23 protein-coding genes and 1 pseudogene are annotated in these 23,978 nt (G+C 62.6%); 13 read left to right on the top strand and 11 right to left on the bottom strand.

The features are described 5' to 3' along the window. Window positions 1-15: 15 nt before the first annotated feature. The 5 genes from B5V02_RS09895 to mnmE form a co-directional block, all read right to left on the bottom strand. A complete protein-coding gene (locus tag B5V02_RS09895; RefSeq protein WP_111544047.1) occupies window positions 16-903 on the bottom strand; it encodes a ParB/RepB/Spo0J family partition protein in 888 nt (295 codons plus the stop codon). A gap of 68 nt (window positions 904-971) precedes the next feature. Next, window positions 972-1,772, bottom strand: a complete 801-nt coding sequence (locus B5V02_RS09890; RefSeq protein ID WP_095084379.1) for a ParA family protein — start codon at window positions 1,770-1,772, stop codon at window positions 972-974. A gap of 42 nt (window positions 1,773-1,814) precedes the next feature. After that, window positions 1,815-2,447, bottom strand: coding sequence for a 16S rRNA (guanine(527)-N(7))-methyltransferase RsmG (gene rsmG, locus B5V02_RS09885; RefSeq protein WP_111544046.1), 633 nt, complete (start codon window positions 2,445-2,447; stop codon window positions 1,815-1,817). Further along, the gene (gene mnmG, locus B5V02_RS09880) at window positions 2,444-4,369 is read right to left on the bottom strand and encodes a tRNA uridine-5-carboxymethylaminomethyl(34) synthesis enzyme MnmG (RefSeq protein ID WP_111544045.1); all 1,926 of its coding nucleotides are present in this window, start codon (window positions 4,367-4,369) and stop codon (window positions 2,444-2,446) included. Before mnmG ends, rsmG begins: the two co-directional genes overlap by 4 nt. 426 nt (window positions 4,370-4,795) lie before the next feature. After that, on the bottom strand, window positions 4,796-6,127 hold the full coding sequence (gene mnmE / locus B5V02_RS09870) for a tRNA uridine-5-carboxymethylaminomethyl(34) synthesis GTPase MnmE (RefSeq protein WP_111544043.1): 1,332 nt from the start codon (window positions 6,125-6,127) through the stop codon (window positions 4,796-4,798). 59 nt (window positions 6,128-6,186) lie between these two features. Between mnmE and B5V02_RS09865 the strand changes: the two genes are divergently transcribed. Further along, on the top strand, window positions 6,187-8,205 hold the full coding sequence (locus B5V02_RS09865; protein ID WP_111544042.1) for a thioredoxin domain-containing protein: 2,019 nt from the start codon (window positions 6,187-6,189) through the stop codon (window positions 8,203-8,205). Between the two features lie 251 nt (window positions 8,206-8,456). Here the strand turns inward: B5V02_RS09865 and rho are convergent, their stop codons facing one another. The 3 genes from rho to hemE all read right to left on the bottom strand — a co-directional run bounded on the left by rho (window position 8,457) and on the right by hemE (window position 11,532). Next, window positions 8,457-9,722 (bottom strand): transcription termination factor Rho, encoded by a 1,266-nt coding sequence (rho, locus tag B5V02_RS09860; protein WP_109663581.1) that lies wholly within the window; start codon window positions 9,720-9,722, stop codon window positions 8,457-8,459. Between the two features lie 233 nt (window positions 9,723-9,955). Continuing rightward, entirely contained in the window at window positions 9,956-10,501 is a 546-nt protein-coding gene (gene hemJ, locus B5V02_RS09855; protein WP_111544041.1) for a protoporphyrinogen oxidase HemJ, read from the bottom strand. Further along, entirely contained in the window at window positions 10,501-11,532 is a 1,032-nt protein-coding gene (gene hemE, locus B5V02_RS09850) for a uroporphyrinogen decarboxylase (protein ID WP_111544040.1), read from the bottom strand. The genes hemJ and hemE overlap by 1 nt, the downstream gene beginning before the upstream one ends. 404 nt (window positions 11,533-11,936) lie before the next feature. Between hemE and B5V02_RS09845 the strand changes: the two genes are divergently transcribed. The 8 genes and pseudogenes from B5V02_RS09845 to B5V02_RS09805 all read left to right on the top strand — a co-directional run. Then, window positions 11,937-12,758 (top strand): pyruvate, water dikinase regulatory protein, encoded by an 822-nt coding sequence (locus B5V02_RS09845; protein WP_111544039.1) that lies wholly within the window; start codon window positions 11,937-11,939, stop codon window positions 12,756-12,758. A 173-nt stretch (window positions 12,759-12,931) separates the two neighbouring features. After that, window positions 12,932-13,531 carry a Maf-like protein gene (locus B5V02_RS09840; RefSeq protein WP_111544038.1) on the top strand — a complete coding sequence of 200 codons (600 nt, stop codon included), beginning with the start codon at window positions 12,932-12,934 and terminating at the stop codon, window positions 13,529-13,531. Beyond that, complete coding sequence (locus tag B5V02_RS09835; RefSeq protein WP_111544037.1) at window positions 13,524-14,366, top strand: shikimate dehydrogenase; 843 nt, start codon at window positions 13,524-13,526, stop codon at window positions 14,364-14,366. The genes B5V02_RS09840 and B5V02_RS09835 overlap by 8 nt, the downstream gene beginning before the upstream one ends. Continuing rightward, window positions 14,363-14,968: a dephospho-CoA kinase gene (coaE, locus tag B5V02_RS09830; protein ID WP_111544036.1), complete on the top strand. Its 606-nt coding sequence runs from the start codon at window positions 14,363-14,365 to the stop codon at window positions 14,966-14,968. Before B5V02_RS09835 ends, coaE begins: the two co-directional genes overlap by 4 nt. A gap of 76 nt (window positions 14,969-15,044) precedes the next feature. Next, complete coding sequence (gene dnaQ / locus B5V02_RS09825) at window positions 15,045-15,749, top strand: DNA polymerase III subunit epsilon (protein ID WP_111544035.1); 705 nt, start codon at window positions 15,045-15,047, stop codon at window positions 15,747-15,749. A 411-nt stretch (window positions 15,750-16,160) separates the two neighbouring features. Then, entirely contained in the window at window positions 16,161-16,850 is a 690-nt protein-coding gene (locus B5V02_RS09815; RefSeq protein ID WP_111544034.1) for a tetratricopeptide repeat protein, read from the top strand. A 37-nt stretch (window positions 16,851-16,887) separates the two neighbouring features. Next, the gene (locus B5V02_RS09810; RefSeq protein ID WP_111544033.1) at window positions 16,888-18,213 is read left to right on the top strand and encodes an adenylate/guanylate cyclase domain-containing protein; all 1,326 of its coding nucleotides are present in this window, start codon (window positions 16,888-16,890) and stop codon (window positions 18,211-18,213) included. Between the two features lie 97 nt (window positions 18,214-18,310). After that, window positions 18,311-18,562: pseudogene (locus B5V02_RS09805) on the top strand (DNA polymerase III subunit epsilon); the annotation flags it as partial. A gap of 87 nt (window positions 18,563-18,649) precedes the next feature. Here B5V02_RS09805 and B5V02_RS09800 read toward each other — a convergent pair. After that, complete coding sequence (locus B5V02_RS09800) at window positions 18,650-19,585, bottom strand: hypothetical protein (RefSeq protein WP_111544032.1); 936 nt, start codon at window positions 19,583-19,585, stop codon at window positions 18,650-18,652. Window positions 19,586-19,897: 312 nt separating this feature from the next. Here B5V02_RS09800 and B5V02_RS09795 point away from each other — a divergent pair, with 312 nt between their 5' ends. Then, on the top strand, window positions 19,898-20,140 hold the full coding sequence (locus B5V02_RS09795) for a hypothetical protein (protein WP_111544031.1): 243 nt from the start codon (window positions 19,898-19,900) through the stop codon (window positions 20,138-20,140). A 117-nt stretch (window positions 20,141-20,257) separates the two neighbouring features. On the opposite strand, the gene secB is transcribed toward B5V02_RS09795, so the two are convergent. Then, entirely contained in the window at window positions 20,258-20,761 is a 504-nt protein-coding gene (gene secB / locus B5V02_RS09790) for a protein-export chaperone SecB (RefSeq protein ID WP_111544030.1), read from the bottom strand. A 114-nt stretch (window positions 20,762-20,875) separates the two neighbouring features. Continuing rightward, window positions 20,876-21,376 (bottom strand): FxsA family protein, encoded by a 501-nt coding sequence (locus B5V02_RS09785; protein ID WP_111544029.1) that lies wholly within the window; start codon window positions 21,374-21,376, stop codon window positions 20,876-20,878. Between the two features lie 215 nt (window positions 21,377-21,591). Here B5V02_RS09785 and B5V02_RS09780 point away from each other — a divergent pair, with 215 nt between their 5' ends. The 3 genes from B5V02_RS09780 to B5V02_RS09770 are packed head-to-tail and all read left to right on the top strand — an operon-like array spanning window position 21,592 to window position 23,973. Next, window positions 21,592-22,299, top strand: a complete 708-nt coding sequence (locus tag B5V02_RS09780) for a Tim44/TimA family putative adaptor protein (RefSeq protein WP_111544028.1) — start codon at window positions 21,592-21,594, stop codon at window positions 22,297-22,299. A 25-nt stretch (window positions 22,300-22,324) separates the two neighbouring features. Continuing rightward, entirely contained in the window at window positions 22,325-23,431 is a 1,107-nt protein-coding gene (gene mltA / locus B5V02_RS09775; RefSeq protein WP_111544027.1) for a murein transglycosylase A, read from the top strand. Further along, the gene (locus B5V02_RS09770; RefSeq protein ID WP_111544026.1) at window positions 23,428-23,973 is read left to right on the top strand and encodes a Smr/MutS family protein; all 546 of its coding nucleotides are present in this window, start codon (window positions 23,428-23,430) and stop codon (window positions 23,971-23,973) included. The genes mltA and B5V02_RS09770 overlap by 4 nt, the downstream gene beginning before the upstream one ends. Window positions 23,974-23,978 lie beyond the last annotated feature (5 nt).

Here is a 23,978-nt window from a genome sequence, read left to right as displayed (position 1 = left end):
AACTTCGCCGGCTAACTACCGCTCCTGTTTCAGCCGGCGACACAATTCATCAAGCTGCTCCAGCGACCGATACGAGACACGAAGCGTGCCGCCCTTGCTCTTGTGGTCGATCGACACGATCATGCCGGTCGTGTCGGTCAGCAGCTTTTCCAGCGCCAGCGTGTCGGCATCCTTCTGTTCAGGGCTTGCCGCCGGCTTGGCTTCCTTTGGCGTGCTGCCGGCCGGCATCTGCGCCAGCGCCTCGGCCTGGCGCACCGAGAGTCCTTCTTCGACAATGCGCTTGGCAAGGCCGGCCGGATCCTCCGCCGTCACCAGCGTGCGGGCATGGCCCGCCGACAGCGCGCCGTCGACCAGCATGTCGCGGATCACATCCGGCAGCTTCAACAGCCTGAGCGTGTTGGCGACATGGCTGCGGCTCTTGCCGATCACCTGGCCGAGGTCGGCCTGGGTGTAGCCGTGATCGTCGATCAATTGCTGGTAGCCAAGCGCTTCCTCGACCGCATTGAGGTCGGTGCGCTGGACGTTCTCGATGATCGCCAGCTCGAGCGCGGTGCGGTCGTTGACCTCGCGGATGATGACCGGAATCTCGGTCAGCCCGGCGCGCTGCGCCGCACGCCAGCGCCGCTCGCCGGCAATGATCTCGTAGCGGCCGGCCAGCGTCGGCGACGGCCGCGCCACCACCGGCTGGACCACGCCATGTTCGCGGATCGACTGGGCGAGGTCGGTCAGCTCGGCCTCGCCGAAATGCCGGCGCGGATTTTTCGGATTGGGGGTCAGGAACTCGATCGGTACCTTGCCGTCGGCGCTCATACCAGGCTTTTCAGGTGCGGCCGGGCGATCGATCTCGCCGATCAGTGCTGCCAGTCCACGCCCCAGTCTTTTTCTCGAAAGGTCTTCGCTCATAACACTTCCAGTTAACATTCCTGATCGTTTCGGTATCGAATCGGCTTTTAATTATGCATTCCAGCTAATCAAGCGGCGCGCAATTTGCGCTCGCGGCGGATCACTTCCGACGCAAGCTGCAGATAGGCCTGGCTGCCTGAGCATTTCAAATCGTAAAGGATCGCCGGCTTGCCGTAGGACGGGGCCTCGGACACCCGCACATTGCGCGGAATGATGGTCTCGTAGACCTTGTCGCCCATGTGCGCCCGCACATCCTGCACCACCTGGTTGGCGAGATTGTTGCGGCCGTCATACATGGTCAGCACGATACCCTGGATGGTCAGATCCGGATTGATTGAACGGCGCACCTGCTCGACGGTCTCCAGCAACTGGCTGAGACCTTCCAGCGCGAAAAATTCGCATTGCAGCGGCACCAGCACCGAATCGGCCGCTGCCATCGAATTCAGCGTCAAAAGATTGAGCGACGGCGGGCAGTCGATCAGCACATAGCCGAAGCCGGCCGATCGGTCGGCCGAGGCACGCAAGGCGTTGCGCAGCCGCAGCACCCGGTCCGGCGCCGAAGCAATCTCCATCTCGATGCCGAGCAGATCGAGCGTTGACGGCACGATCGACAGGCCAGGCACGGCCGTCGGGATCGCCGCGGCTTCCAGATCCAGTTCGCCCGTCAGCACGTCATAGGACGAGACCGTCCGATCTTTGCGGTCGATGCCGAGGCCGGTGCTCGCATTTCCCTGCGGATCGAGGTCGACGATCAGCACCTTTTCACCGATTGCCGCGAGCGCAGTGGCCAGATTGATGGCGGTGGTCGTCTTGCCGACGCCGCCCTTCTGGTTGGCTACGGTGATGATTCGGGGGCCATTCTTCATCATGGATCTATGCCAGAAATTCATTTTTGGGTCGCCTGGAGCAAATCAGACAGGTCGCAGATTCGACAGTTCAAGGATGACCCCATGCGGGTCGGTCACGCTTGGATGTTCTACCAGATCGAAGGCCCATCGGTGAACGCTTTCTTGCACTTCCGCGCGGTAATCCCGGCCTTTGTGGAACAGGCCGCGTGCGCCTGACGTAAGCCAGGGCGCCGACAGGTCCAGCAAGGTCGAAAGCGAGGCCAAGGCGCGCGCCGTGACGATCTGCGGCGCCGGAACCAGCGCATGGCTGTCTTCGATGCGGCGCGCCACGACCCGCGCCGGCAGGCCGAACTGGCCGATGACCGTCTGCAGGAACGACGCCTTTTTGCGGTTGCTTTCGACCAGATCGATGCTGGCTCCGTCGCGCTCGGCAAGCAGGAAGGCCATGACAAGGCCCGGAAATCCGCCGCCCGAACCGATATCGACCCAATGTTTCGCGGTAGGCTCGATGCGTCCAAGCTGCGCGCTGTCCAGGATGTGACGCTGCCAGACATCGCCTGCTGTCGACTGCGCAACGAGGTTGATGCTGCGATTCCATTTCTGGAACATCTGCTCGAACGCGACCAGGCGATCGAATGTTTCACGTGAAACCGGGCCGGCGGCGTCCTGCAGGCTCTTCCAGGAGAAAGAGCTCACGCAACAATCCTTTGAGTACCCTTAATCCTTTGGGTATCCTCGGGCTCTTGATCAGTCTCGGGCCTCTGCTCGCTCTCGGCGTGCCGGACATGCGCGACAATGATTGCAAGCGCCGCCGGCGTCATGCCTTCCATGCGCTGGGCATCGGCAATGGAGCGAGGCCGCCGCGCCCGCATCTTCTGCTTCAGCTCGTTGGAGAGCCCAGGCACGCCGCCGAAATCGACCGTCTCCGGGATCAACCGGCTCTCCTCATGCCGGATCTGCGCCACGTCCGTCTTCTGACGGTCGAGATAGACCGAATATTTCGCTTCCGTTTCGAGACGCTCCGCCGTCTTGGCGTCGATATCGGCAAATCTCGGCTCGACGCGAGCGAGCCAGGCCACATCGACACCGGGATAGGCCAGCAACTCATAGCCGGAGCGGCGCACGCCATCCCGGTTGATCTCCAGCCCGTGACGCGCCGCTTCATTGGGGGTCATGGCGAGCGACACCGCCAACTGACGCGCTTCGTCGAGCTGCCGCATCATGTTGCCGTAGCGCTGCATCCGCTGCACCGAGGCGATCCCCAGCTTCGCGGCCAACGGCGTCAACCGCTCATCGGCATTGTCGGCGCGCAGCGACAGCCGGAACTCGGCCCGCGAAGTGAACATCCGGTAGGGCTCGCTGATGCCGCGGCTGGTCAGATCGTCGACCATCACGCCGATATAGGCCTCGGTGCGGCTGAGCACGATCTGCTCGCTGCCCGCCGCCCGCCGCGCCGCATTGAGGCCGGCCAGCAGGCCTTGTCCGGCCGCCTCCTCATAGCCGGTGGTGCCGTTGATCTGCCCGGCGAGAAAGAGCCCGCTGAGGCGCCTGGTCTCCAGGCCCGTGGTCAGCTCGCGCGGATCGACATGATCATATTCAATGGCATAGCCCGGCTGCAGCATGACAGCGCGCGCAAGCCCAGGAATGGTTTTCAGGATGTCCAGTTGCACATCCTGCGGCAGCGAGGTCGAAATGCCATTTGGATAGACCGTGTCGTCGTCGAGCCCTTCCGGCTCGAGAAAGATCTGATGTCCGTCCCGGTCGCCAAACTTGACGATCTTATCCTCGATCGACGGGCAATAGCGCGGTCCCACGCCTTCGATCGAGCCGGAATACATGGCGGACCGGCCGAGATTGGCGCGGATCAAATCATGCGTGGCCGCAGTTGTGCGCGTGATGCCGCACTCGATCTGCGGTGTCTCAATGCGATCGGTCATCAGCGAGAACGGTACCGGATCCTCATCCGCCGCCTGCTTGTCCAGCGACGCCCAATCAATGGTTTTCCCGTCCAACCGCGGTGGGGTGCCGGTCTTCAGCCGACCGAGCGCGAAACCGACGCGCCTCATCGTCGCCGACAGGCCGATGCTCGCCTGCTCGTTCATGCGCCCGGCGACGATCTTCTTGTCGCCGATATGAATGAGCCCGCGCAGGAACGTCCCGGTCGTCAGAACCACGGCGCCACAGGCCAGCCGTCGGCCATCGGCCAGAAGGACAGCCGCGATCCGGCCATCGACGATCTCGAAGTCGAGAACCTCGCCCTCGATCACATCGAGATCGTTCTGGAGCCGAATCGCTTCCTGCATGGCAAGGCCATAGAGCTTGCGGTCGGCCTGCGTGCGCGGCCCGCGCACCGCTGGCCCCTTGCGGCGGTTGAGCAGACGGAACTGAATGCCGGCGGCATCCGCCACCCGACCCATCAACCCGTCCATGGCATCGATCTCACGAACCAGATGGCCCTTGCCGAGCCCGCCGATTGCCGGATTGCACGACATCACGCCGATCGTCTCGAAGCGCAACGTCACCAGCGCGGTTTTAGCGCCGGCGCGCGCGGCAGCACTGGCCGCCTCGCAACCGGCATGGCCGCCGCCCACCACAACCACATCATAGTGATCGGTCATTTCCAAACGTCCTGGACTCAGAAAAGGATTGTGCGACACATGTCCCCGCAAGACGATGCTGTCAAGAAAACTCCGCGAGTCGTTTCACGTGAAACAGTGCGACGACGGCCTCGCAGCCATGTTTCACGTGAATCAGCGCAAGGGGGCAATCCATTGTTGGTCAGCGCTGCCCCTCACCTGCCTGCCGGCATCCTCTCCCGTATAGTGACGGGGAGAGGGACGCTGTCGCCGGCGGGCTTCGCCAATCACCAGCGTTGCAAGAAAGGCGTCGGCGCTACGGCCAGCTTCTTTCTCCCCGTCACTATACGGGGAGAAATGCCCGGGAGGGCGATGAGGGTCGGCGCCAAGATCGGCCGCTATCTCCTAAGTTGCCCGGGACTGCCTCACGTGAAATGAGATATTCGGCACCGTTGTGTTTCACGTGAGTCATTTCCCAATGCAGAACTGCGAGAAAATCACGTCCAGCATGTCCTCGACGTCGATGGCGCCTACGATTCGGCCGAGCCGATCAGCCGCCAGCCGCAACTCCTCGGCGCGCAGTTCCTGCCCGATAGCCCGGTCGTCAACGGCTCGGCGCAGATGCCGGTTCGCCTCGCCGAGCAGTTCGACATGGCGCAGCCGTGACGGCAAAATATCGCCGACGTCGCCGGCAGCGCTCGCCGCGCGCTGGCCGATTTCCGCCAGCAGTGCCCCCACGCCCGTCCCCTCCACAACCGAGATGGCGTGATCGTAGCGCTTGTCGGCATCGCGAGCCGCCTGCCCGTCCAGCAGGTCGAACTTGGTGCCGACGCGCAAGGTTGGTATCGCCATCGGGAGCGAGTCGACCTCCTGCGGATCGGCTGTGTCCTGCAACAGCAGCAAAAGGTCGGCGCGGTCGGCCTTGGCCCTCGCCTTTTCGATGCCGATCGCCTCGACCTTCCCCGGCGCGTCGCGCAGTCCGGCGGTGTCCGTCAGCCGGACGCGCAGCCCATCGAGATCCAGCACCACCTCGAGCAGATCGCGGGTCGTGCCGGGCTCATCCGTTACAATAGCAGCATCGCGCCGCGCCAAGGCATTGAACAGACTCGATTTGCCGGCATTGGGCGCACCGAGAATAACAACCTCAAACCCGTCGCGGATGATTTCGGCGGCGCGAAACCCGGCGACGTGCCGGTCTATCTCACCGATCATCACCCGCACGTCGGACCAGACCGTATCCGAAACGGAACCCGGTACATCATCCTCGTCGGCAAAGTCGATCTCGGCCTCGATCATGGCGCGGGCATGGACCAGTCGGCGGCGCCATCTGAGATAGAGTTCGCTCTGCACGCCTTCGGCGTTCTGGACCGCAAAGCGCCGCTGTGCTTCGGTCTCGGCATTGACGAGATCGGCCAGCGCTTCGGTTTCGACCAGGTCTACCTTGCCATTGAGGAAGGCGCGGCGCGTAAATTCACCAGGTTCGGCATGTCGGACGCCGTCAAAGCCGGTGATCGTCTCCAGCATCCGGGCCACCACGGCACGTCCGCCATGGACATGGAATTCCGCGACATCCTCGCCGGTAAAGCTTGCGGGGCCAGGAAAAAAGACCATCAGGCCGTTGTCCAGCACGCTTCCGTTCGCCGCCCTGAGCTTGCGCAGAACCGCCGCCCGGTCCTTAACCATACCACCGGCGATCATTTCGACTACGAATCGAGTCTGGGGGCCGGAAATGCGGATGACGGCAACGCCGGCCGGAAGCCGGCCGCTTGACAGCGCGACAATCGAATCCCTTGAAATCATTTGCCCACTCTACCGAACCGCCCTAGCTTCCCGTTCACTCATTGCCGGGGTGCCTGATCGTGACATTGCCTTCGCAAAACCTGCTTGCCGAAGAAGCCAGCCCCTATCTGCAGCAGCACAGCGGCAATCCCGTCCATTGGCGGGCCTGGTCGCCGGCTTCGCTTGAAGAGGCGAGGGCTCTGGACAGGCCCATCCTGCTCTCGGTCGGCTATGCCGCCTGCCACTGGTGCCATGTCATGGCACACGAAAGCTTCGAGAATGACGACGTCGCCGCCGTCATGAACCGTCTGTTCGTCAATATCAAGGTCGACCGCGAGGAGCGGCCGGACATCGACCAGATCTACATGGCCGCCCTGTCATCGATGGGCGAGCAGGGCGGCTGGCCGCTGACCATGTTCCTGACGCCGGACGGCAAGCCGTTCTGGGGCGGCACCTATTTCCCGCGCGAGCCGCGCTATGGCCGTCCAGGCTTCATCCAGGTGATGCAGGCGGTGGACAAGGCCTGGCGCGAGAAGCGGGCGAGCCTGAACCAGAGCGCCGACGGCCTGACCACGCATGTCGAGGCGCGGCTTGCCGGTTCGCATGCCAGAACCGCACTTGATCGCGACACGCTGGAAAACCTTGCCGGGGGCATCGACGGCATGATCGACCGCGATCTCGGCGGCCTGCGCGGCGCACCGAAATTCCCCAACGCGCCGTTCATGCTCACCCTCTGGCTGTCCTGGCTGCGCGACGGCAATGCCACGCATCGCGACGATGTCCTGCTCAGCCTCGACCGGATGCTGAGCGGCGGCATCTACGACCACATTGGCGGCGGGCTCAGCCGCTACTCGACCGACGCCGAATGGCTGGTGCCGCATTTCGAGAAGATGCTTTACGACAACGCCCAGCTCATCCGCTTCTGCAACTGGGCCTATGCGGCGAGCGGAAATGATTTGTTCCGGATACGAATCGAAGACACGGTCGACTGGCTGTTGCGCGAAATGCGCGTTGACGGCGGTGCTTTTGCCGCCAGCCTCGACGCCGACAGCGACGGCGAGGAGGGGCTGTTCTACACCTGGAGTGGGCAAGAGATCGAAACCGCGCTCGGCGACGATTCCACGTTGTTTTTCAAATACTTCACGCTCTCCAGCCCGCACGGTTGGGAAGGCAAGCCGGTTGTCCATCAAACCCGCTCGCAGCAGTCCCAAAGTGTGGCCGAGCGCGAAAAACTCATTCCTCTCAAGGCGAAACTTCTCGCCATCCGGGAAGAGCGAGTCAGGCCCGGCCTGGACACAAAGACACTCACCGACTGGAATGGCCTGATGATTGCAGCGCTTGCCGAGGCCGGCCGGTCGCTGGCGCGGCGCGACTGGATCGATGCGGCGGCAAAGGCCTTTGCCCATATCAGCGCCGCCAGCCGCGACAGCCGCTTGCCGCATTCGATGCTCGGCGCCAGGAAACTGTTCCCTGCTTTGTCGAGCGACTATGCCGCCATGAGCAATGCGGCGATCTCACTGTTCGAAGCCACCGGCGATTGGAGCTACGTCAAGCAGGCCAGCCAGTTCGTCGAACAGCTCGACCATTGGCACGCCGACGCCGACAGGACCGGCTATTATCTGACCGCCTCCGACAGCACCGACGTGCCGATCCGCATCAGGGGCGATGTCGACGAGGCCATTCCTTCCGCGACCGGCCAGATCATCGAAGCGCTGGTTCGGCTCGCTTCCGTCACCGGCGATCTAGACCTGCAGGAGAAAGCCTTGACAGTCGCCGAGCACGCTGCCGGCCGCGCCGCGCAGCAAGCCTATGGCCAGGCCGGCATCGTCAACGCCTGCGCGCTTGCGATCGAGCCACTTAAGCTCGTGCTGATCGATGACCTGGCCAATCCCGGGCTTGTACCGGTTGCGAATCGAAGTCCGGACCCGCGTCGGGTCGATATTGTCGTTTCGGTCGGTTCGGAAGCGAATCGACCCTTGCTGCCCGGCGGTATCTTGCCGCCAACCGACAGGCCGGGTGCATGGTTGTGCACGGGGCAGGTGTGTTTGCCGGTGGTGACGGATGCTGAAGAGCTCGAGCGTCTGTTGCGACGGCGGTAAGGTGCCTCCCGAAAGGCCGGCTTAGAACTTTGCAAGACGGCCGCGGGACAGCGTCTCCCTCTGTCCTGCCGGGCATCTCCCCCTCGAGGGGGGAGATTGGCAGCTTCGGCGCCGGCTCGCCTTCTTTAACATTTTTAACATTGGAAATTGGCGAAAGCGGTGGTGACATCCGATCTCCCCCTCGAGGGGGAGATGTCCGGCAGGACAGAGGGGGGGGCGCGAAGGATCGCTAACGCCTGCCCCCCAGCCCCTTACGTATTCATCGAATCGAAGAAATCCGCATTCGTCTTGGTCTGCTTGAGCTTGTCGATCAGGAACTCGATCGCGTCGGTGGTTCCCATCGGCGCCAGGATGCGGCGCAGCACGAAGATCTTCTGCAGGTCCTGGCGGGCAACCAACAGGTCTTCCTTGCGGGTGCCGGATTTCAGGATGTCCATGGCCGGATAGATGCGCTTGTCGGCAACCTTGCGGTCGAGCACGATTTCCGAATTGCCGGTGCCCTTGAACTCTTCGAAGATGACTTCGTCCATGCGGCTGCCGGTATCGATCAGCGCGGTCGCGATGATCGTCAGCGAACCACCCTCCTCGATGTTGCGGGCGGCACCGAAGAAGCGCTTCGGCCGCTGCAGAGCGTTGGCGTCGACACCGCCGGTCAGCACCTTGCCGGATGACGGCACCACGGTGTTGTAGGCGCGGCCGAGACGGGTGATCGAATCGAGCAGGATGACGACGTCACGGCCATGCTCGACCAGCCGCTTGGCCTTTTCGATGACCATTTCGGCGACCTGCACGTGGCGCACCGCCGGCTCGTCGAAGGTCGAGGACACGACCTCGCCCTTCACCGAGCGCTGCATGTCGGTGACTTCTTCCGGCCGCTCGTCGATCAGAAGCACGATCAGGTAGCATTCGGGATGGTTGGTGGTGATCGAGTGGGCGATGTTCTGTAAGAGCACCGTCTTGCCTGTGCGCGGCTGCGCCACGATCAGGGCGCGCTGGCCCTTGCCGAGCGGCGCCACCAGGTCGATGACGCGGGCCGAGATGTCCTTGGAGGTCGGAACCTCCATTTCCATCTTCAGCCGCGAGGTGGGATAGAGTGGCGTCAGATTGTCGAAGTGGATCTTGTGACGGATCTTTTCGGGATCGTCGAAATTGATGGTGTTGACCTTGAGCAGCGCGAAATAGCGCTCGCCCTCTTTCGGGCTGCGGATCGGCCCTTCGACGGTATCGCCGGTCTTCAGCGAAAAGCGCCTGATCTGCGACGGCGAAATATAGATGTCGTCGGGACCTGGCAGATAGTTGGCATTGGCCGAGCGCAGAAAGCCGAAACCATCCTGCAGCACCTCGACCACGCCATCGCCGATGATCTCGACGTCCTGGGCGGCCAGTTTCTTCAGGATCGCGAACATCAACTCCTGCTTGCGCATGACGCTGGCGTTTTCGACCTCGAGCGATTCGGCATAAGCGATCAGCTCTGGCGGTTTCTTGTTCTTGAACTCGGCGAGTTTCATTTCTTGCATAGACGGACCTTGAATAGATGGAGTCTGGGTAAGCTTTGGGAAAAATATCGGCGGGATGCGACAAATGCCGGGCGCGGCCGAAAGCAACGAAGGGCGGCGCATGACGGGAAGGAAGACCCGTCTTTTATCGTCGGTCGGGTGAAAGAGCAAGCTGCGTTTTATGGGCCTGTGGGCCTTACCGCATCATGCAGGCCGTGGTCTCAAAAACCATAGCCGCTTTTGAGCGACATGCATCAAAACGGCTTGACGACAACCAGGATCACAATTGCGATCATCAGCAATGTGGGGATCTCGTTGACGATTCGCCAGTGCCGCGCCGGTTTTTCATTGCGGTCCTCGGCGAATTTGCGCACCGCGCCAGCCAGATAGCCATGAACGGCGGACAACAGAAGCACGGCACCGATCTTGGCGTGCAACCAGCCGCCGTGAAAACCAAAGCCTTTCCAGGCGAGCCACAGACCAAACACCCAGGTAGCGATCATCGCCGGATTGATGATGCCGCGCAGCAGGCGGCGCTCCATCACCTTGAAGGTTTCGGACTGCACCGAGCCCTTCTCGGCATCGGCGTGATAGACCAGCAGCCGCGGCAGATAAAGCATGCCGGCCATCCACGCGATGACGGCAAGGATGTGGATCGCCTTCGCCCATGGATAGAAACTGTCGGGCGCGACGAAATACAAAAGTGCCGTGAGAACGACCAGCACGGCAATGCCAGATATCATGCGCATCATCGCCTGGCCGGTGCTGTTCGTGTTACCAGTGCTGTTTGAATCAGTCATCAGCGTGTCGCGCTCCTCACCAGTTTCACCATTGCCTCGACATGGGCTATCGGCGTCTCCGGCGTGATGCCGTGGCCGAGATTGAAAATCAGCGGCCCGTCTCCCAGCGCTTTCAGGATGGCCTCGACACCATCGGAAAGTGCTTTGCCGCCAGCCACGAGCCGCAAGGGATCGAGGTTGCCTTGGACCGCACCCAAGCGCTGCAAATCCTTCGCCGCTATCAGGGGCACCGTCCAGTCGATCCCCAGGGCCGTTACGCCGGTCTTCTGGCGATACGTCCGGTAGCGCGCACCGGCTCCCTTGGGAAAGCCAATGATCGGAACATCGGGATGAACCGCCCGAACCCGACCAACGATCTCGGACACCGGCTGAACGCAGAACAGGTCGAACGATGCATCATCGAGCACGCCTGACCAGGAATCGAAGATCTGCACCACATCCGCACCGGCCTCGATCTGGCGGATGAGATAGGCAGCCGAATGATCGGCCAGCACTTTCAGCAAGTGTTGGAAGGCTGCCGGCTCGCGATAGGCAAACAGCCGCGCCGGCGCCTGGTCGGGCGTGCCATGGCCGGCGATCATGTAGGTCGCCACCGTCCACGGCGCACCGCAGAAGCCTATCAGCGTTGTCTCGTCGGGCAGTTTTGCCCGCAGCCGGCGAACCGTCTCGTAGACCGGTTCGAGATTCACGTGAAACGTTTTGCTTTCCAGAGCCGCAATCTCGGCCGCCGTGATCGGCGTCAGCAGCGGACCGCGCCCCTCTTCGAAGCGCACGTCGCGGCCTAGCGCATGCGGAACGACAAGGATGTCCGAGAACAGGATCGATGCATCGAAGCCGAAGCGCTCGATCGGCTGCATGGTCACTTCGACGGCAAGGTCGGGATCGTAGCAAAGGTCGAGGAACGAACCGGCCCGCCGGCGTGTCTCCCGATACTCCGGCAGGTAACGCCCGGCCTGACGCATCATCCAGAGCGGGGGAGGGAACACCGTCTTGCCCTTCAGGACGTCCAGCATGATCCGGTTCTGGGGCATCGAGCGCTCGCTTCTCCAAGCCTCTCTATAATCAAATATCTTTATATCTAAGATTCTTCTGATTCTAAGAGTCTGTTGGTTCTGGTGGTTGTCTCCTGTCCCGCTTTGCCTCGAAAAACACCAGCCAGCATATTGTCGCGCGCTTGCCCAGCCAAACTGTAGGGTTCTGGGGAAAGCCGGGAATCCATCACTGGAGTCAAGGCGTTAGGAAGTGTCGGGAAAAGCCGTCCCTGTGGACGAACGAGAGGCAAAAGCAGCCGTCCCCAGACTTGTCCCCAGCCGCCCGACAAAGCTGACAGCACAACGAATTGTGGACAAACTGCCATCTGATACAGTCGCCTGTGACGGGCCGGTCTTTCCATCCCGCTTTATCCACAGCCGCCCACAGCCTGGAGTGACCCCCTGTGAACAAACCCCAGAGCTTCTTCCACCTGCACCTGATTTCCGATGCGACCGGCGAAACGCTGCTCGCCGCCGGCCGCGCGGCTTCGGCGCAATACAAGGATGCGCGCGCCATCGAGCATATCTACCCGCTCATCCGCACCGAAAAGCAGGTGGCCAAGGTGTTCGAGGACATCGAGGAGGAGCCGGGCATCATCCTCTATACGGTCGTCGACCAGAAGCTGGCGCGCGGCATCGACGAGCGCTGCGCAACCATGGGCCTGCCCTGTGTGTCGGTGCTGGAGCCGGTGCTGACCGTGTTCCAGTCCTATCTCGGCACGCCGGCCGGCCGCCGCGTCGGCGCCCAGCATGTGCTCGACGCCGAATACTTCCGCCGCATCGATGCCCTCAATTTCACCATGGAGCATGATGACGGCCAGCTGCCGGCCAATATGGACGATGCCGATATCGTGCTGGTTGGCATCTCGCGCACGTCGAAGACGCCGACCAGCATCTATCTCGCCAACCGCGGCATCAAGACCGCCAACATTCCGATCGTGCTCGGCGTGCCGGTGCCGGAGAGCCTGGTCAACGCCAAGACGCCGCTGATCGTCGGGCTGATCGCGACCGCCGAGCGCATCTCGCATGTCCGGCAAAACCGCATCCTCGGCAACAGCAGCACCTACGAGGCGAGCGACTATGTCGACCGTGCCGCCATCAATGAGGAGCTCGCCTACGCCCGCAAGATCTGCACGCGGCATGGCTGGCCGATGATCGATGTCAGCCGCCGCTCGATCGAGGAAACCGCGGCGGCGATCGTTGCCCTGCGCGGGAAGTCGCGCTAGGGGTGTCGATATTCAGGTGATGCCGACCTGCAAACGGCGGCTTCCTGCGCTTCCGGTGCTCACGTACGAAAAGTACGCTCCGCTCCGGTTCTCGGGAGCCACCATTTTCGGCGCGGCCTGACCTGAATCTCAACACCCCTAGGTGGTGCCAGAAAACCAGGCGCGAAAAAATCATGACCGAGAAAATCATCCTCGCTTCGGGCAGTCCGTTCCGCAAGGCGATGCTCGTCAATGCCGGTGTCGACGTCGAGGCGGTTGCGGCCGCTGTCGACGAGCGCGCGCTCGAGGCACCCTTGCAGGACAGCGGTGTTTCGCCGGAGGATGTCGCCCTGGTGCTGGCCGAGGCCAAGGCCACCGAAGTCAGCGAGCGCAGGCGTGGTGCGCTGGTGCTCGGCTGCGACCAGACATTGTCGCTCGGCGACGAGGTGTTCCACAAACCGGCCGACATGGAGGGCGCGCGCCGTCACCTGCTGGCGCTGTCGGGCAAGACCCATCAGCTCAACAGCGCCGCCGTGCTGGTCCGCGATGGTCAGGTGCTTTGGCGGCATGTCGGCATCGCCAGCATGACCATGCGCAAGCTCGACCCTGCCTTCATCGGCCGCCATCTCGCCCGTGTCGGCGCCAAGGCGTTGGCAAGTGTCGGCGCCTACCAGGTCGAGGGCGAAGGCATCGAGCTGTTCGAGAAAATCGAGGGCGACCATTTCACCATTGTCGGCCTGCCGCTGCTGCCGCTGCTGGCCGAACTTCGTGACCTTGGAGCAATCGATGGCTGAGGCGTCGAAAAAGGCCTTCGTCACCGGCCATCCGATCCGGCATTCGCGTTCGCCGAAGATCCATGGCCACTGGCTGGCCAAACATGGCATCGACGGCAGCTACCAGGCCATCGACGTGGCGCCGCAGGATTTTGCCGAATTCCTGGCGACGCTGCAGGCGAACGGATACCGAGGCGGCAATGTCACCATCCCGCACAAGGAGACTGCCTTCGCGCTGGTCGACCGCCGCGATGAGGCGGCGGAGGAGATCGGCGCCGTCAACACGCTGTGGTTCGAGGACGGCACCTTGTGGGGCGGCAACACCGACGGTCACGGCTTTGCCGCCAACCTCGACGATCATGCGCCCGGCTGGGCGAGCAACGGCCCGGCGGTCGTGCTTGGCGCCGGCGGCGCGTCGCGCGCCGTCATCCATGCGCTGAAAGAACGCGGTGTCGCCGACATCCGCATCGTCAACCGCACGCTGGCCCGGGCGCAGGAATTGCGCGATCGTTTCGGCGCCGGCGTCTCGGCGCATGGCATGGCGGCAACCAATGAATTGCTTGCCGATGCCGGCCTGCTGGTCAACACCACGGCGCTCGGCATGCAAGGGGACGAGACCCTTACCGCCAATCCGGCGCTGCTGCCGGACCACGCCATCGTCAACGACATCGTCTATGTGCCGCTGGAGACACCGCTGCTTGCCGCGGCCCGCGCAAGGAAGCTGAAGACCGTCGACGGTCTCGGCATGCTGCTCAACCAGGCCGTGCCCGGCTTCGAGCGCTGGTTCGGCGTCAGGCCGCAAGTGACGGCTGAACTGCGCGCGCTCATCGTGGCGGACCTGGTGCCGAAACTATGATCGTGCTCGGTCTCACCGGCTCGATCGGCATGGGCAAGTCGACGACGGCAAAGATGTTTGCCGAGGCCGGCGTGCCGGTTCACGATTCCGACGAGGCGGTGCATCGCCTCTATGCCGGCAAGGCTGCCCCCCTGGTCGAGGCTGCCTTTCCCGGCACGACTAGTGCCGGCGTGGTCGATCGCGCAAAACTTGGCGAGCGTGTGCTCGGCGACGCCACCGCGCTGAAGCGGCTCGAGGCCATCATCCATCCGCTGGTGCGCGCCGATGCCGATGCCTTCCTGGCCAGGCATCGCGCCGCCGGCGCGCCGCTTGCCGTCCTCGACATTCCGCTGCTGTTCGAAACCGGCGGCCGCAACCGCGTGGACAAGGTCGTCGTCGTCACCGCGCCGGCCGAAGTGCAGCGTCAGCGGGTGCTGGCGCGGCCGGGCATGACGGAGGAAAAACTGGCGTCGATCCTGGCCAAGCAGGTACCGGATGCGGAAAAGCGCCGTCAGGCCGATTTTATCATCGACACCGGACAGGGGATGGACGCCGCCCGCGCCGCTGTCGCCGCGATCATTGCCGAACTCTCCGGGGATAAGTCTGGCAAGGCAGGCTCCTGACGGCAGGCCGTCAGCATTGCCCATTGCCATTTTGTTCCGGTCTCATGATTCTGCTCGTTTGGAGCGGACTGATTCGATGCGTGAGATCATCTTCGACACGGAAACCACCGGCCTTGATTCGCGTGACGACCGCGTCATCGAGCTGGGCGGCATCGAACTGGTCAACCGCTTCCCGACCGGAAAGACCTTCCACCACTATATCAACCCTCAAGGGAGGGCGATCCACGCCGAAGCGCAGGCGGTTCACGGCATCAGCATGGCGGACCTGGCGGGCAAGCCGACCTTTGCCGAGATTGCCGAGGAGTGGCTCAACTTCATCGACGGCGCCAAGCTGGTCGCCCACAATGCGACGTTCGATGTCGGCTTCCTCAATGTGGAATTCGGCCGGCTCGGTCATCCGGTCATCGACAATGGCCGTGTCGTCGACACGCTGGCGCTGGCGCGCCGCAAGCACCCGATGGGCCCCAATTCGCTCGACGCGCTCTGCCGGCGCTACGGCATCGACAACACAAGGCGCACCAAGCACGGCGCCTTGCTCGATTCCGAACTGCTGGCCGAAGTCTATATCGAGCTGATCGGCGGCAAGCAGGCGGCACTCATCCTAGACAGCGCAACCGCGCCGGCCCAGGGCGGCGAGAATATCCGCCAGATCGAAATCACCATCAGCCAGCGCCCTGCGCCCTTGCCGCCGCGCCTGACCGACGCCGAGCGCGGCGCGCACGCAGGCATGGTCGCTACGCTCGGCGAAAAGGCGCTGTGGTTGAAGGTTCTTGGGAACTAGCGACCAGCTGGAGGTTGGTTGGCAGCGCGGGGTTAAGCAGACCTTCGAGACAGGCCTGTTCTTCTGGCGAATTGCCGATTACCAAACCAGCCGTTGGACGCCGTAGCGACAGGTAGAACCCGAACCCTCGCCGGATTTGTGTTCTGGCATGCGGCGGCCGAGATCGTTGGTGACACCGATTATAGGTGCCGCCCTTCTGGCTCGCAGTCATGAGCGCGTCGCTGAACTCGCGCGGACACCCCGCGCGCCGCTGACGCTGCGCTTCGGACCGGAAGTCGGCCGTCGCCTCGACCAAGCCTTGGGTCGCATTTGCGCCTTGACCGACCACCTAGAGCGAGATCATGATCGAACTAGTTTTGGCTATGCCATAAGTTTGCGCCCAGGTTGTCCCGCGTTAAAGGACTACCACTCATGAGCTGGCGGCGAGAAATCATTGCGGCTGTATTGATCGGCGTTTCGTCGTTCGCGCACGCTTCCATCTTAGACGATGCTGAAGACGCAATCGCGCGCGCAGATTATGCAGCCGCAATGAGAATGCTGGAGCCGCTTGCAGACGCTGGGGACGCAGTGGCTGAGAATGATATTGGATGGCTCTACTATGAAGGTTTAGGCGTCGCTCGCGATGAAGCCCGTGCGGTGAATTGGTTCCTCAAGGCCGCAACCCAAGGCCAGCCGGCTGCGCAGTTGAACCTTTGGGATGCGTATCTGAATGGCCGCGGCGTTAGCGCTGATGAAGCCCAAGCGACAACTTGGCTTCGCGCTGCGGCTGACCAGCGTCTTCCGTGGGCGCTGGTTGAACTAAGTTTCGCTCACCTTGACGGCCGCGGCGTCCGACAAAACGCAGACGAGGCATTTCGTCTGATGCAATTGGCTGCCGATCAGGGTCTGCCATTTGCCCAGAATGAACTGGGTTGGATGTACGAAACCGGGCTTGGTACTTCGCCAAACGATGATCAGGCGATTGCCTGGTACCGACAAGCGGCGAAGAATGGCAACACATCCGCGGGTTGGAATGTGGAGTACATGTATCGGTCGGGCAGAGCCGCTCCCGTCGATCCCTCAGAGGCAAAGCAATGGAATAGGAGGCGAAATTTCCGTTAGGGCGCCACTCTGAGCGCTTGTGCGGATTGGGCGGCCGATGAAAACTCACATCCGTCGATTGGTCATGCGGTTCAATGCGGTCCTCCAAGCGGTGCTGCGCCGAGGGATTCCGCAAGACGGAGTGGCATCGGGCCGGCGCGTTTATCTGGTAAACGTGGTGGCGTTGGGAGCGGCTTCGATCTGTCTGTTTTTCTGCGGCTTCAATTTCGCGGCAGGGGCCGTTCATCACGATAGGTTCCTGGCGATAAATTTTGTCGCCAGTTTGCTATTTCTGTCGGTGCCATTCACAAATGGCTTCTCAAACGCCGCTGCAGCATACCTTCTGCTAGCGTTAATGTTCGCGATTGTGGTGCTGTTGGCGCTGCTGTCTGGGAGGGATTCCGGGGCACATTTCTTTCTAATTTCCGCCGGACCGGTTCTTCCGCTGCTGCTGGGTACCCGGCGGCCGATACTTGTTGCAGCGCTTACATTTGTCGCCATTTCGACGTTCCTGGTGCTTGAATTCACACTACCGACGCTGGTGTTCCCCGGGCGCCCTTGGCTTCCGCAAATACGCAATCCGTTTTCCGAGTCGCTGGATATTGGATTTGACGATAGCGTCTTCATCTTGTCGATGTTCGCCCTTGAGGCAATTTTGGCCTGCACAACGTTCGTTGCCTTCCGCCTGGCGGAGTCGGCCGAAGCATCCCTACAGCGAGAATACGCTCGGTCTGAGCTTCTCCTGCAGAACCTCCTGCCAAATCCCATAGCAACGCGCCTCAAGGAGCGTCCTGACAGCGTCATTGCGGACAAGTTCGATTCGGTGACCGTTCTTTTCGCAGATGTTGTCGGTTTCACATCAAGTGCAGCGCGCAAGCGGCCAGAGGAACTGGTGGCATTCCTTGAGCGCATTTTTGGGGAATTCGACCTGTTGGCAGAAAAGCACGGCCTGGAGAAAATCAAAACGATTGGCGACGCTTACATGGTGGCCGGAGGAATGCCGATTCCTGCTGAAGGGCACACAAACTCGGTCGCGAATATGGCTTTGGACATGATCAAAGTGGCAGGGCGCCTGACCGTCGAATTCGGTGAGGAAGTCGCAGTTCGCATCGGATTCCACTCCGGACCTGCTGTCGCAGGTGTCATAGGCCGTCGCAAGCCATTCTACGATGTTTGGGGTGATACGATAAACGTAGCGGCTCGGATGGAGTCCTCCGGCGTGCCCGGGCGTATTCAAATTACACCAGAAGTGAAGCGCGTCTTGGGAGCAAGCTACACGTTCGAGGAGCGTGGAACGGTCAACGTGAAGGGTAAGGGCCAAATGCCACTTTTCTTCCTCACGGGTAGGTCCACCAACGATCCCGGCGTCGGAGGAATTCGATAACGGCCACGGTTGCGCGACTTGCAGCTGCCTCAATCGAGGCATAGGCGGGCAGCGCATTCCAAATTACGCGCCCTCGATATATTCCTGTGGCGCCCCCGGCTTCCTCAATGTCGAATTCGGGCGGCTGGGTCATCCGGTCATCGACAATGGCCGTGTCGTCGACACGCTGGCGCGCCGCAAACACCCGATGGCCCCCAATTCGCTCGACGCGCTCTGCCGGCGCTACGGCATCGATAACACAAGGCGCACCAAGCATGGCGCCTTGCTCGATTCTGAGCTGCTGGCCGAAGTCTATGTCGAGCTGATCGGCAGCAAGCAGGCGGCACTCATCCTCGACAGCGCAACCGCGCACAGGGCGGCGAGAACGTCCGCCAGATCGAAATCAAAAGACTTAAAGCGTTGATGGGCGAAGGTCCCGAACCTCGGAATCAGCACACTATGCCGGGTACCGCAGCCACTGACGGTCGAACACGTCGAGGATGGCGTGGAACTCGGCCGGCGGGATCTGGAGCGCGCCGCCGTCGCTGCTGTCTCCAGCTAGGAACTGCGCGAGCTGCCGGTTGACGGTTTCCGGTTGATCGATGATCAAGCCGAGTGCTGCCAGATCCGCGACGATCGACCGGTCGGACGCCAGATATCCGCCCCATAACTCGGTCCCGTGCGGCGGATCGGGCAAGCGGATCATCAGGATTCTGCTCAGTGACGGCTGCGGCTCCGGACCGATGATGGCGCCGCCGCACAGATAGCCGCCGAGCACGCTTCCCGGCTGCGACTGCGGGAACAGACAGAAGAAGAAATGAGCGTCGCCGCCGGGTTCCTTCAGATGCGCATAGAGGCCGCGTTTTGCCGGCGTGACCGGCCCGCCGATCAGCAGCTGCCCGGTCGGCAGTATCTCGCGATAGGCTGCAATCAGGCCGTGCCCATCCGGCCCGGCTTTTATAGACATGCTGCCTTTGATGAGTTGGCCGCGATAATAGGGCGACATGGCGCGCGAATAGCAGGCATAGGTGCCGACCAAGGCCAGGCCAAGACTCCCATCCTCGTGCAAGGATCCCTTCGATGGCGCACTGGCACGGCGCTCCAGCTCAGCCCTGTCGATGCCGTGGCGGGCGCAGATCGCCGCGGTGAAGGCTGGCAGGTCGCTCGCGGCAACCCAGGCTCCGGGCTGCTCCAGGCCGAGAAGCTTCGACCAGTCGTCATAGACGCTGAGTTCGCGCGGCTGCGCGCGGCCCTGCAGCCATTTGTCGGCGCGACCGACATCGAAAGCGGTCTTCGGGTTGACAGCGCGGAATGCAGCCGCGAGATCCTTGCGGGAGGCGGTTCCGAGCAGGGTCGAGGTCAGCCTTAGCTTCTGCGCGATATGCTGTGCCATCCGACGCCCCACTTGCCCTTTGCACGCATAACACGTGCCAGCATTGGCACCCAAAGCTTTTCCACAGGCCTGTATTCCAGGAAATCCGCAGAATTCCACGCTGTTCCACGCGCGCGCCCTTTGCCATTTGGGGGCTGGCGCTAAGCTGGCGGCGGCAAGGGGCAAAAAACCTTCACGAAACTCGCACTATCCGGGCCGATCCCCTTCCTTTGGCCAAAGTCGTGACACGGCCGTCGAGCACTGCCGACGCCGAGCTTTCAAAATGATCATACCAACCGCAAATGTCGCCTCTCACAAGGAAGGAACGATTAGATGTCCTGGTCCACTTCTCCCGCAACTCCCTACGTCGCGGTCGCGACTGGATGCGCCGCGCTTCTGCTGCTCCTGAACTTCGGACCGACCGGAGAAATTCAGGAGCGGCATGTCAACGGCACCCCCGTAGCGCAGGCCGTCGAGCCGACGCGCATCGAAGTCGACGGCGGTGCGCATGCGATCCGCTTTTTCATCGATGGAAAACAGGTCGCCCTGCTCAATTCGACTGGGTTCGAGGAATGAACTCACGCTTGCCATACAGCCGCTTGCCCGTCGCGCGAGCCGATTACCGATGGCCGGCATCCCAAACAAAAAACCCGGCACAAGGCCGGGCTTTTCATGAATTCTGCAAGGCAGGCTTCAGCTCACCTGGACCTTGGACGCCGCTTGGTCCTCGGCCAGCTTCTGCTGGAACATCTGCGCGAAATCGATCGGGTCCAGCATCAGCGGCGGGAAGCCGCCATTGCGCGTCGCCTCGGCGATGATCTGCCGGGCGAACGGGAACAGCAGGCGCGGGCATTCGATGAACAGGATCGGCAGCATGTGTTCCTGCGGGAAGCCGCTGATCGCGAACACGCCGCCATAGACCAGCTCGACATTGAACAGCACTTCCTGGTCGAAGGAGGCCTTGGCGTTCAGCGTCAGATTGACGTCGAACTGCTTGTCGGAGAGCGGGTTGGCGTTGACATTGACGTTGATGGCGATGCCGGGCGCCTTGTCGCGGCCGCGCAGCGAATTCGGCGCGCCGGGGCTTTCGAAGGACAGGTCCTTCACATACTGGGCCAGAACGTTGAGCGACGGCTGCGCCGCAGTGTTGCCGTTTCCGTTGGCTGCGCCGACCGGCGCGTCATCTTTGCTGGCCATAAGCCTTTGTCCTCTTGCCTGGGCAGCAACGCTGACCGAATTGAAATCGGGCGTTCGCTACCATGGTCGGCATGACAAGACAAGGTTTGCCGCCTCCCTTCCGGGAACGCCGCCTTACTCGTCCTTGAGGCGGCGCCAGGGAGAGTTGTGGTCCGGGCCGCGCGCATAGTCGTCGCTGCGCGAATAATCGCCATCGTCGAGGTCGATGGTCTTGTCGCGCTGCCGGCCGCGGAATCCGCCGGTGCTGAAATTGGTGGCCAGCACGACGCGGCCCTTCAATGCCCGCCAGGCGAGATCGCGGACCGGCGGCAGGAACAGCAGCAGGCCGATAATATCGGTGATGAAGCCGGGGATGATCAAAAGGATCGCCGCCAGCACGACCATCGCGCCATGCGCGAGCTGGCGGCTCGGATCGCGGCCGGCGTCCATCTCGGCCCGGATCCGCGTCATGACGCTGAAACCCTGGTGCCGGAGCAGCAGCGCGCCGGCGATGCTCGACGCCAGCACCAGGCCGACCGTCGCCAGGGCGCCGACCTGGCGCCCGACAACCACGAAGCCGGCGATTTCCAGCAGCGGCAGCGCGAGGACAAAAAGGGGAAGGAACGAAATGCGCAAGTCTTGCAAACTCTCTCGATCGTTTTGGCCGTTTCGATGTTTTGGCCGCCGGCGAGCAATCGTCGCTGGCACTGAGCCTGTTAGATAGGTATGCCTGCCTTTGATTTGAATGATTGCGCCTTGCGTTCTATATGCTTTGAATGTTGAACGCTATGCGACCGTGGCCCCTGGGGCTGACGGTCTGGCGACAGGGCAGGGATTGATTGGCGGAAGATATGGGATTCTTCGACTTCGGCACGATTTTCTTCCTGATTGCGGCGGTGGTCATCTTTTTCCAGCTGCGCAATGTGCTGGGCCGTCGCACCGGCAGCGAACGGCCGCCCTTCGACCCCTACACGGCGGCCCGCAGCGGCGACAAGGATGCTGCCCAGAAACCCGAAAATGTCGTTTCGCTGCCACGCAAGCGGTTGCCGGGCGAGCCGGCGGCCGAGACCTATGCGGCAATCGACGCTTTCGCCAAACCCGACACCGACCTCAACAAGGGTCTGCGCACGATCAAGGACAATGATCCGTCCTTCGAGCCGAAGGGTTTCGTCGACGGCGCCAAGATGGCTTACGAGATGATCGTCATGGCCTATGCCGACGGCGATCGCAAAACGCTGAAGAACCTGTTGTCGCGCGAGGTCTTTGACGGCTTTGTCGCCGCCATCGGCGAGCGCGAGGCCAAGTCGGAAAAGATCCAGTCCTCTTTCGTCGGCATCGACAAGGCCGACATCGTCTCGGCCGAGATGAAGGGCGGCGAGGCGCATGTCACGCTGCGCATCATCAGCGAGCTGATTTCGGCGACCCGCGACAAGGCCGGCGCCGTCATCGACGGCGACCCCGAAACCGTCGCCGAGGTCAAGGACGTCTGGACCTTCGCCCGCGACACGCGCTCGCGCGATCCGAACTGGAAGCTCGTCGCCACCGAGGAAGAAGACTGAACCCGGTACAAGCGGCGAGGCTCCGGTGTCGCTATCGCCTCTCTTTGTCGGGAAATCCTTTGGCGACCTGCCCGGCTGGGGTGACGACGACCATCTGGCGGCCTTCGCGGCCTTTCGCCGCTCGGCCTTCCATGTCCTGACCAAGCCCTATCGCAGCGGCGCGCTCGGTGTCGACTTCAGCGCTTTCGCGGAAGCCTACGCCGAGGCCCGCATTGTTTCGCCGGCGAATCGGTCACAGGCCCGCGCCTTCTTCGAGCGTTATTTTATCCCGATGACTATCCGCGCCGAGAACGGTGGCGCCGGCCTCGTCACCGGCTTCTACGAGCCCGAGGTCGAAGCGTCGCCGGTGCGGACGGAGCGATTTTCGGTGCCGCTGCTGTCGCGTCCGGCCGATCTCGTCGATATCGACGACAGCAACCGGCCTAAGGGAATGGATCCTTACCTCGCCTTCGCGCGCCAGACGCCGGACGAACCGGTCGAGTATTTCGACCGCGGCGACATCGAGCGCGGGGCGCTGGCCGGCAAAGAGCTGGAAATCGCCTGGCTGGCCGACAAGGTCGATGCCTTCTTTATCCATGTGCAGGGTGCGGCGCGGCTGAACATGACCGATGGCCGGCTTCGGCGTGTCACCTACGCCGCCAAATCCGGCCAGCGCTTCACCGGACCCGGCAAGATTTTAAGCGAGACCGGCGCAATCCCGCTGGAAAAGGTGACGATGCAGTCGATCCGCGCCTGGTTCAAGGCGCATCCGGATCGTGTCGACGAGATCCTTTGGCAGAACCGCTCCTACATCTTCTTCCGCGAGGCTGATGTCGAGGACGCCGCCCTTGGTCCGATCGCCGCCGCCAAGGTGCCGCTGACACCGGGCCGCTCCATCGCCGTCGACCGCCTGCTGCACACATTCGGCACGCCGTTCCACATCGACGCGCCATCGCTGATCGCTTTCGACGCAAAACCGTTTCGGCGCCTGATGATCGCGCAGGACACCGGCTCCGCCATCACCGGCCCGGCGCGCGGCGACCTGTTCGCCGGCTCGGGCGACGCGGCCGGCGAGATCGCCGGCGTGGTGCGCCATGCGGCCGATTTTCATGCGCTGATCCCGCGCGCGCTTGTTCCGGGTGCGAATCGATGATCCGGCGTCCGGACAGATTGAGCGAAGCCAAGCTCAGCGAGGACGACCGAGTTCTGTGGAACCTGGTGGCGCGCACCGCCAAGCCGCTTAAGGGCTGGATTGCCGTCGATATCCCCGACATCCCTGCCGAAGCCAGGCCAACACCGTCGCAGCCGGCCCAGCCCATTGCCAACCAGGCAGGCACGGCAAAGCCGAAGACGCAGCATGTCGCCCATGCGCTCGACGAACCGACGCTGGACAAGCTGTCGAAAGGCCGGCTGCCGATCGAGGGCCGCGTCGATCTGCACGGCCTGACCCAGGACGAGGCCTATTCGCTGCTGTTCTCGTTCCTGCACCGGGCGCATGCCGGCGGCATCCGCTACGTGCTGGTCATCACCGGCAAGGGCTCGTCCTCCGGCGGCGACGGGGTGCTGCGGCGCGCGGTACCGGCGTGGCTGTCGACGCCCGCCTTCCGGCCGCTCGTCTCCAGCCACGACCACGCCGCCCGCAATCATGGCGGTTCTGGTGCGCTCTATATCCGGCTGCGGCGGCTGCGCGCATGAGGATG

The organism is Mesorhizobium kowhaii, assembly GCF_003253745.1.
GTDB classification, from domain to species: Bacteria; Pseudomonadota; Alphaproteobacteria; order Rhizobiales; family Rhizobiaceae; genus Mesorhizobium; species Mesorhizobium kowhaii.
This window is presented reverse-complemented; position numbering and strand designations above follow the sequence as displayed.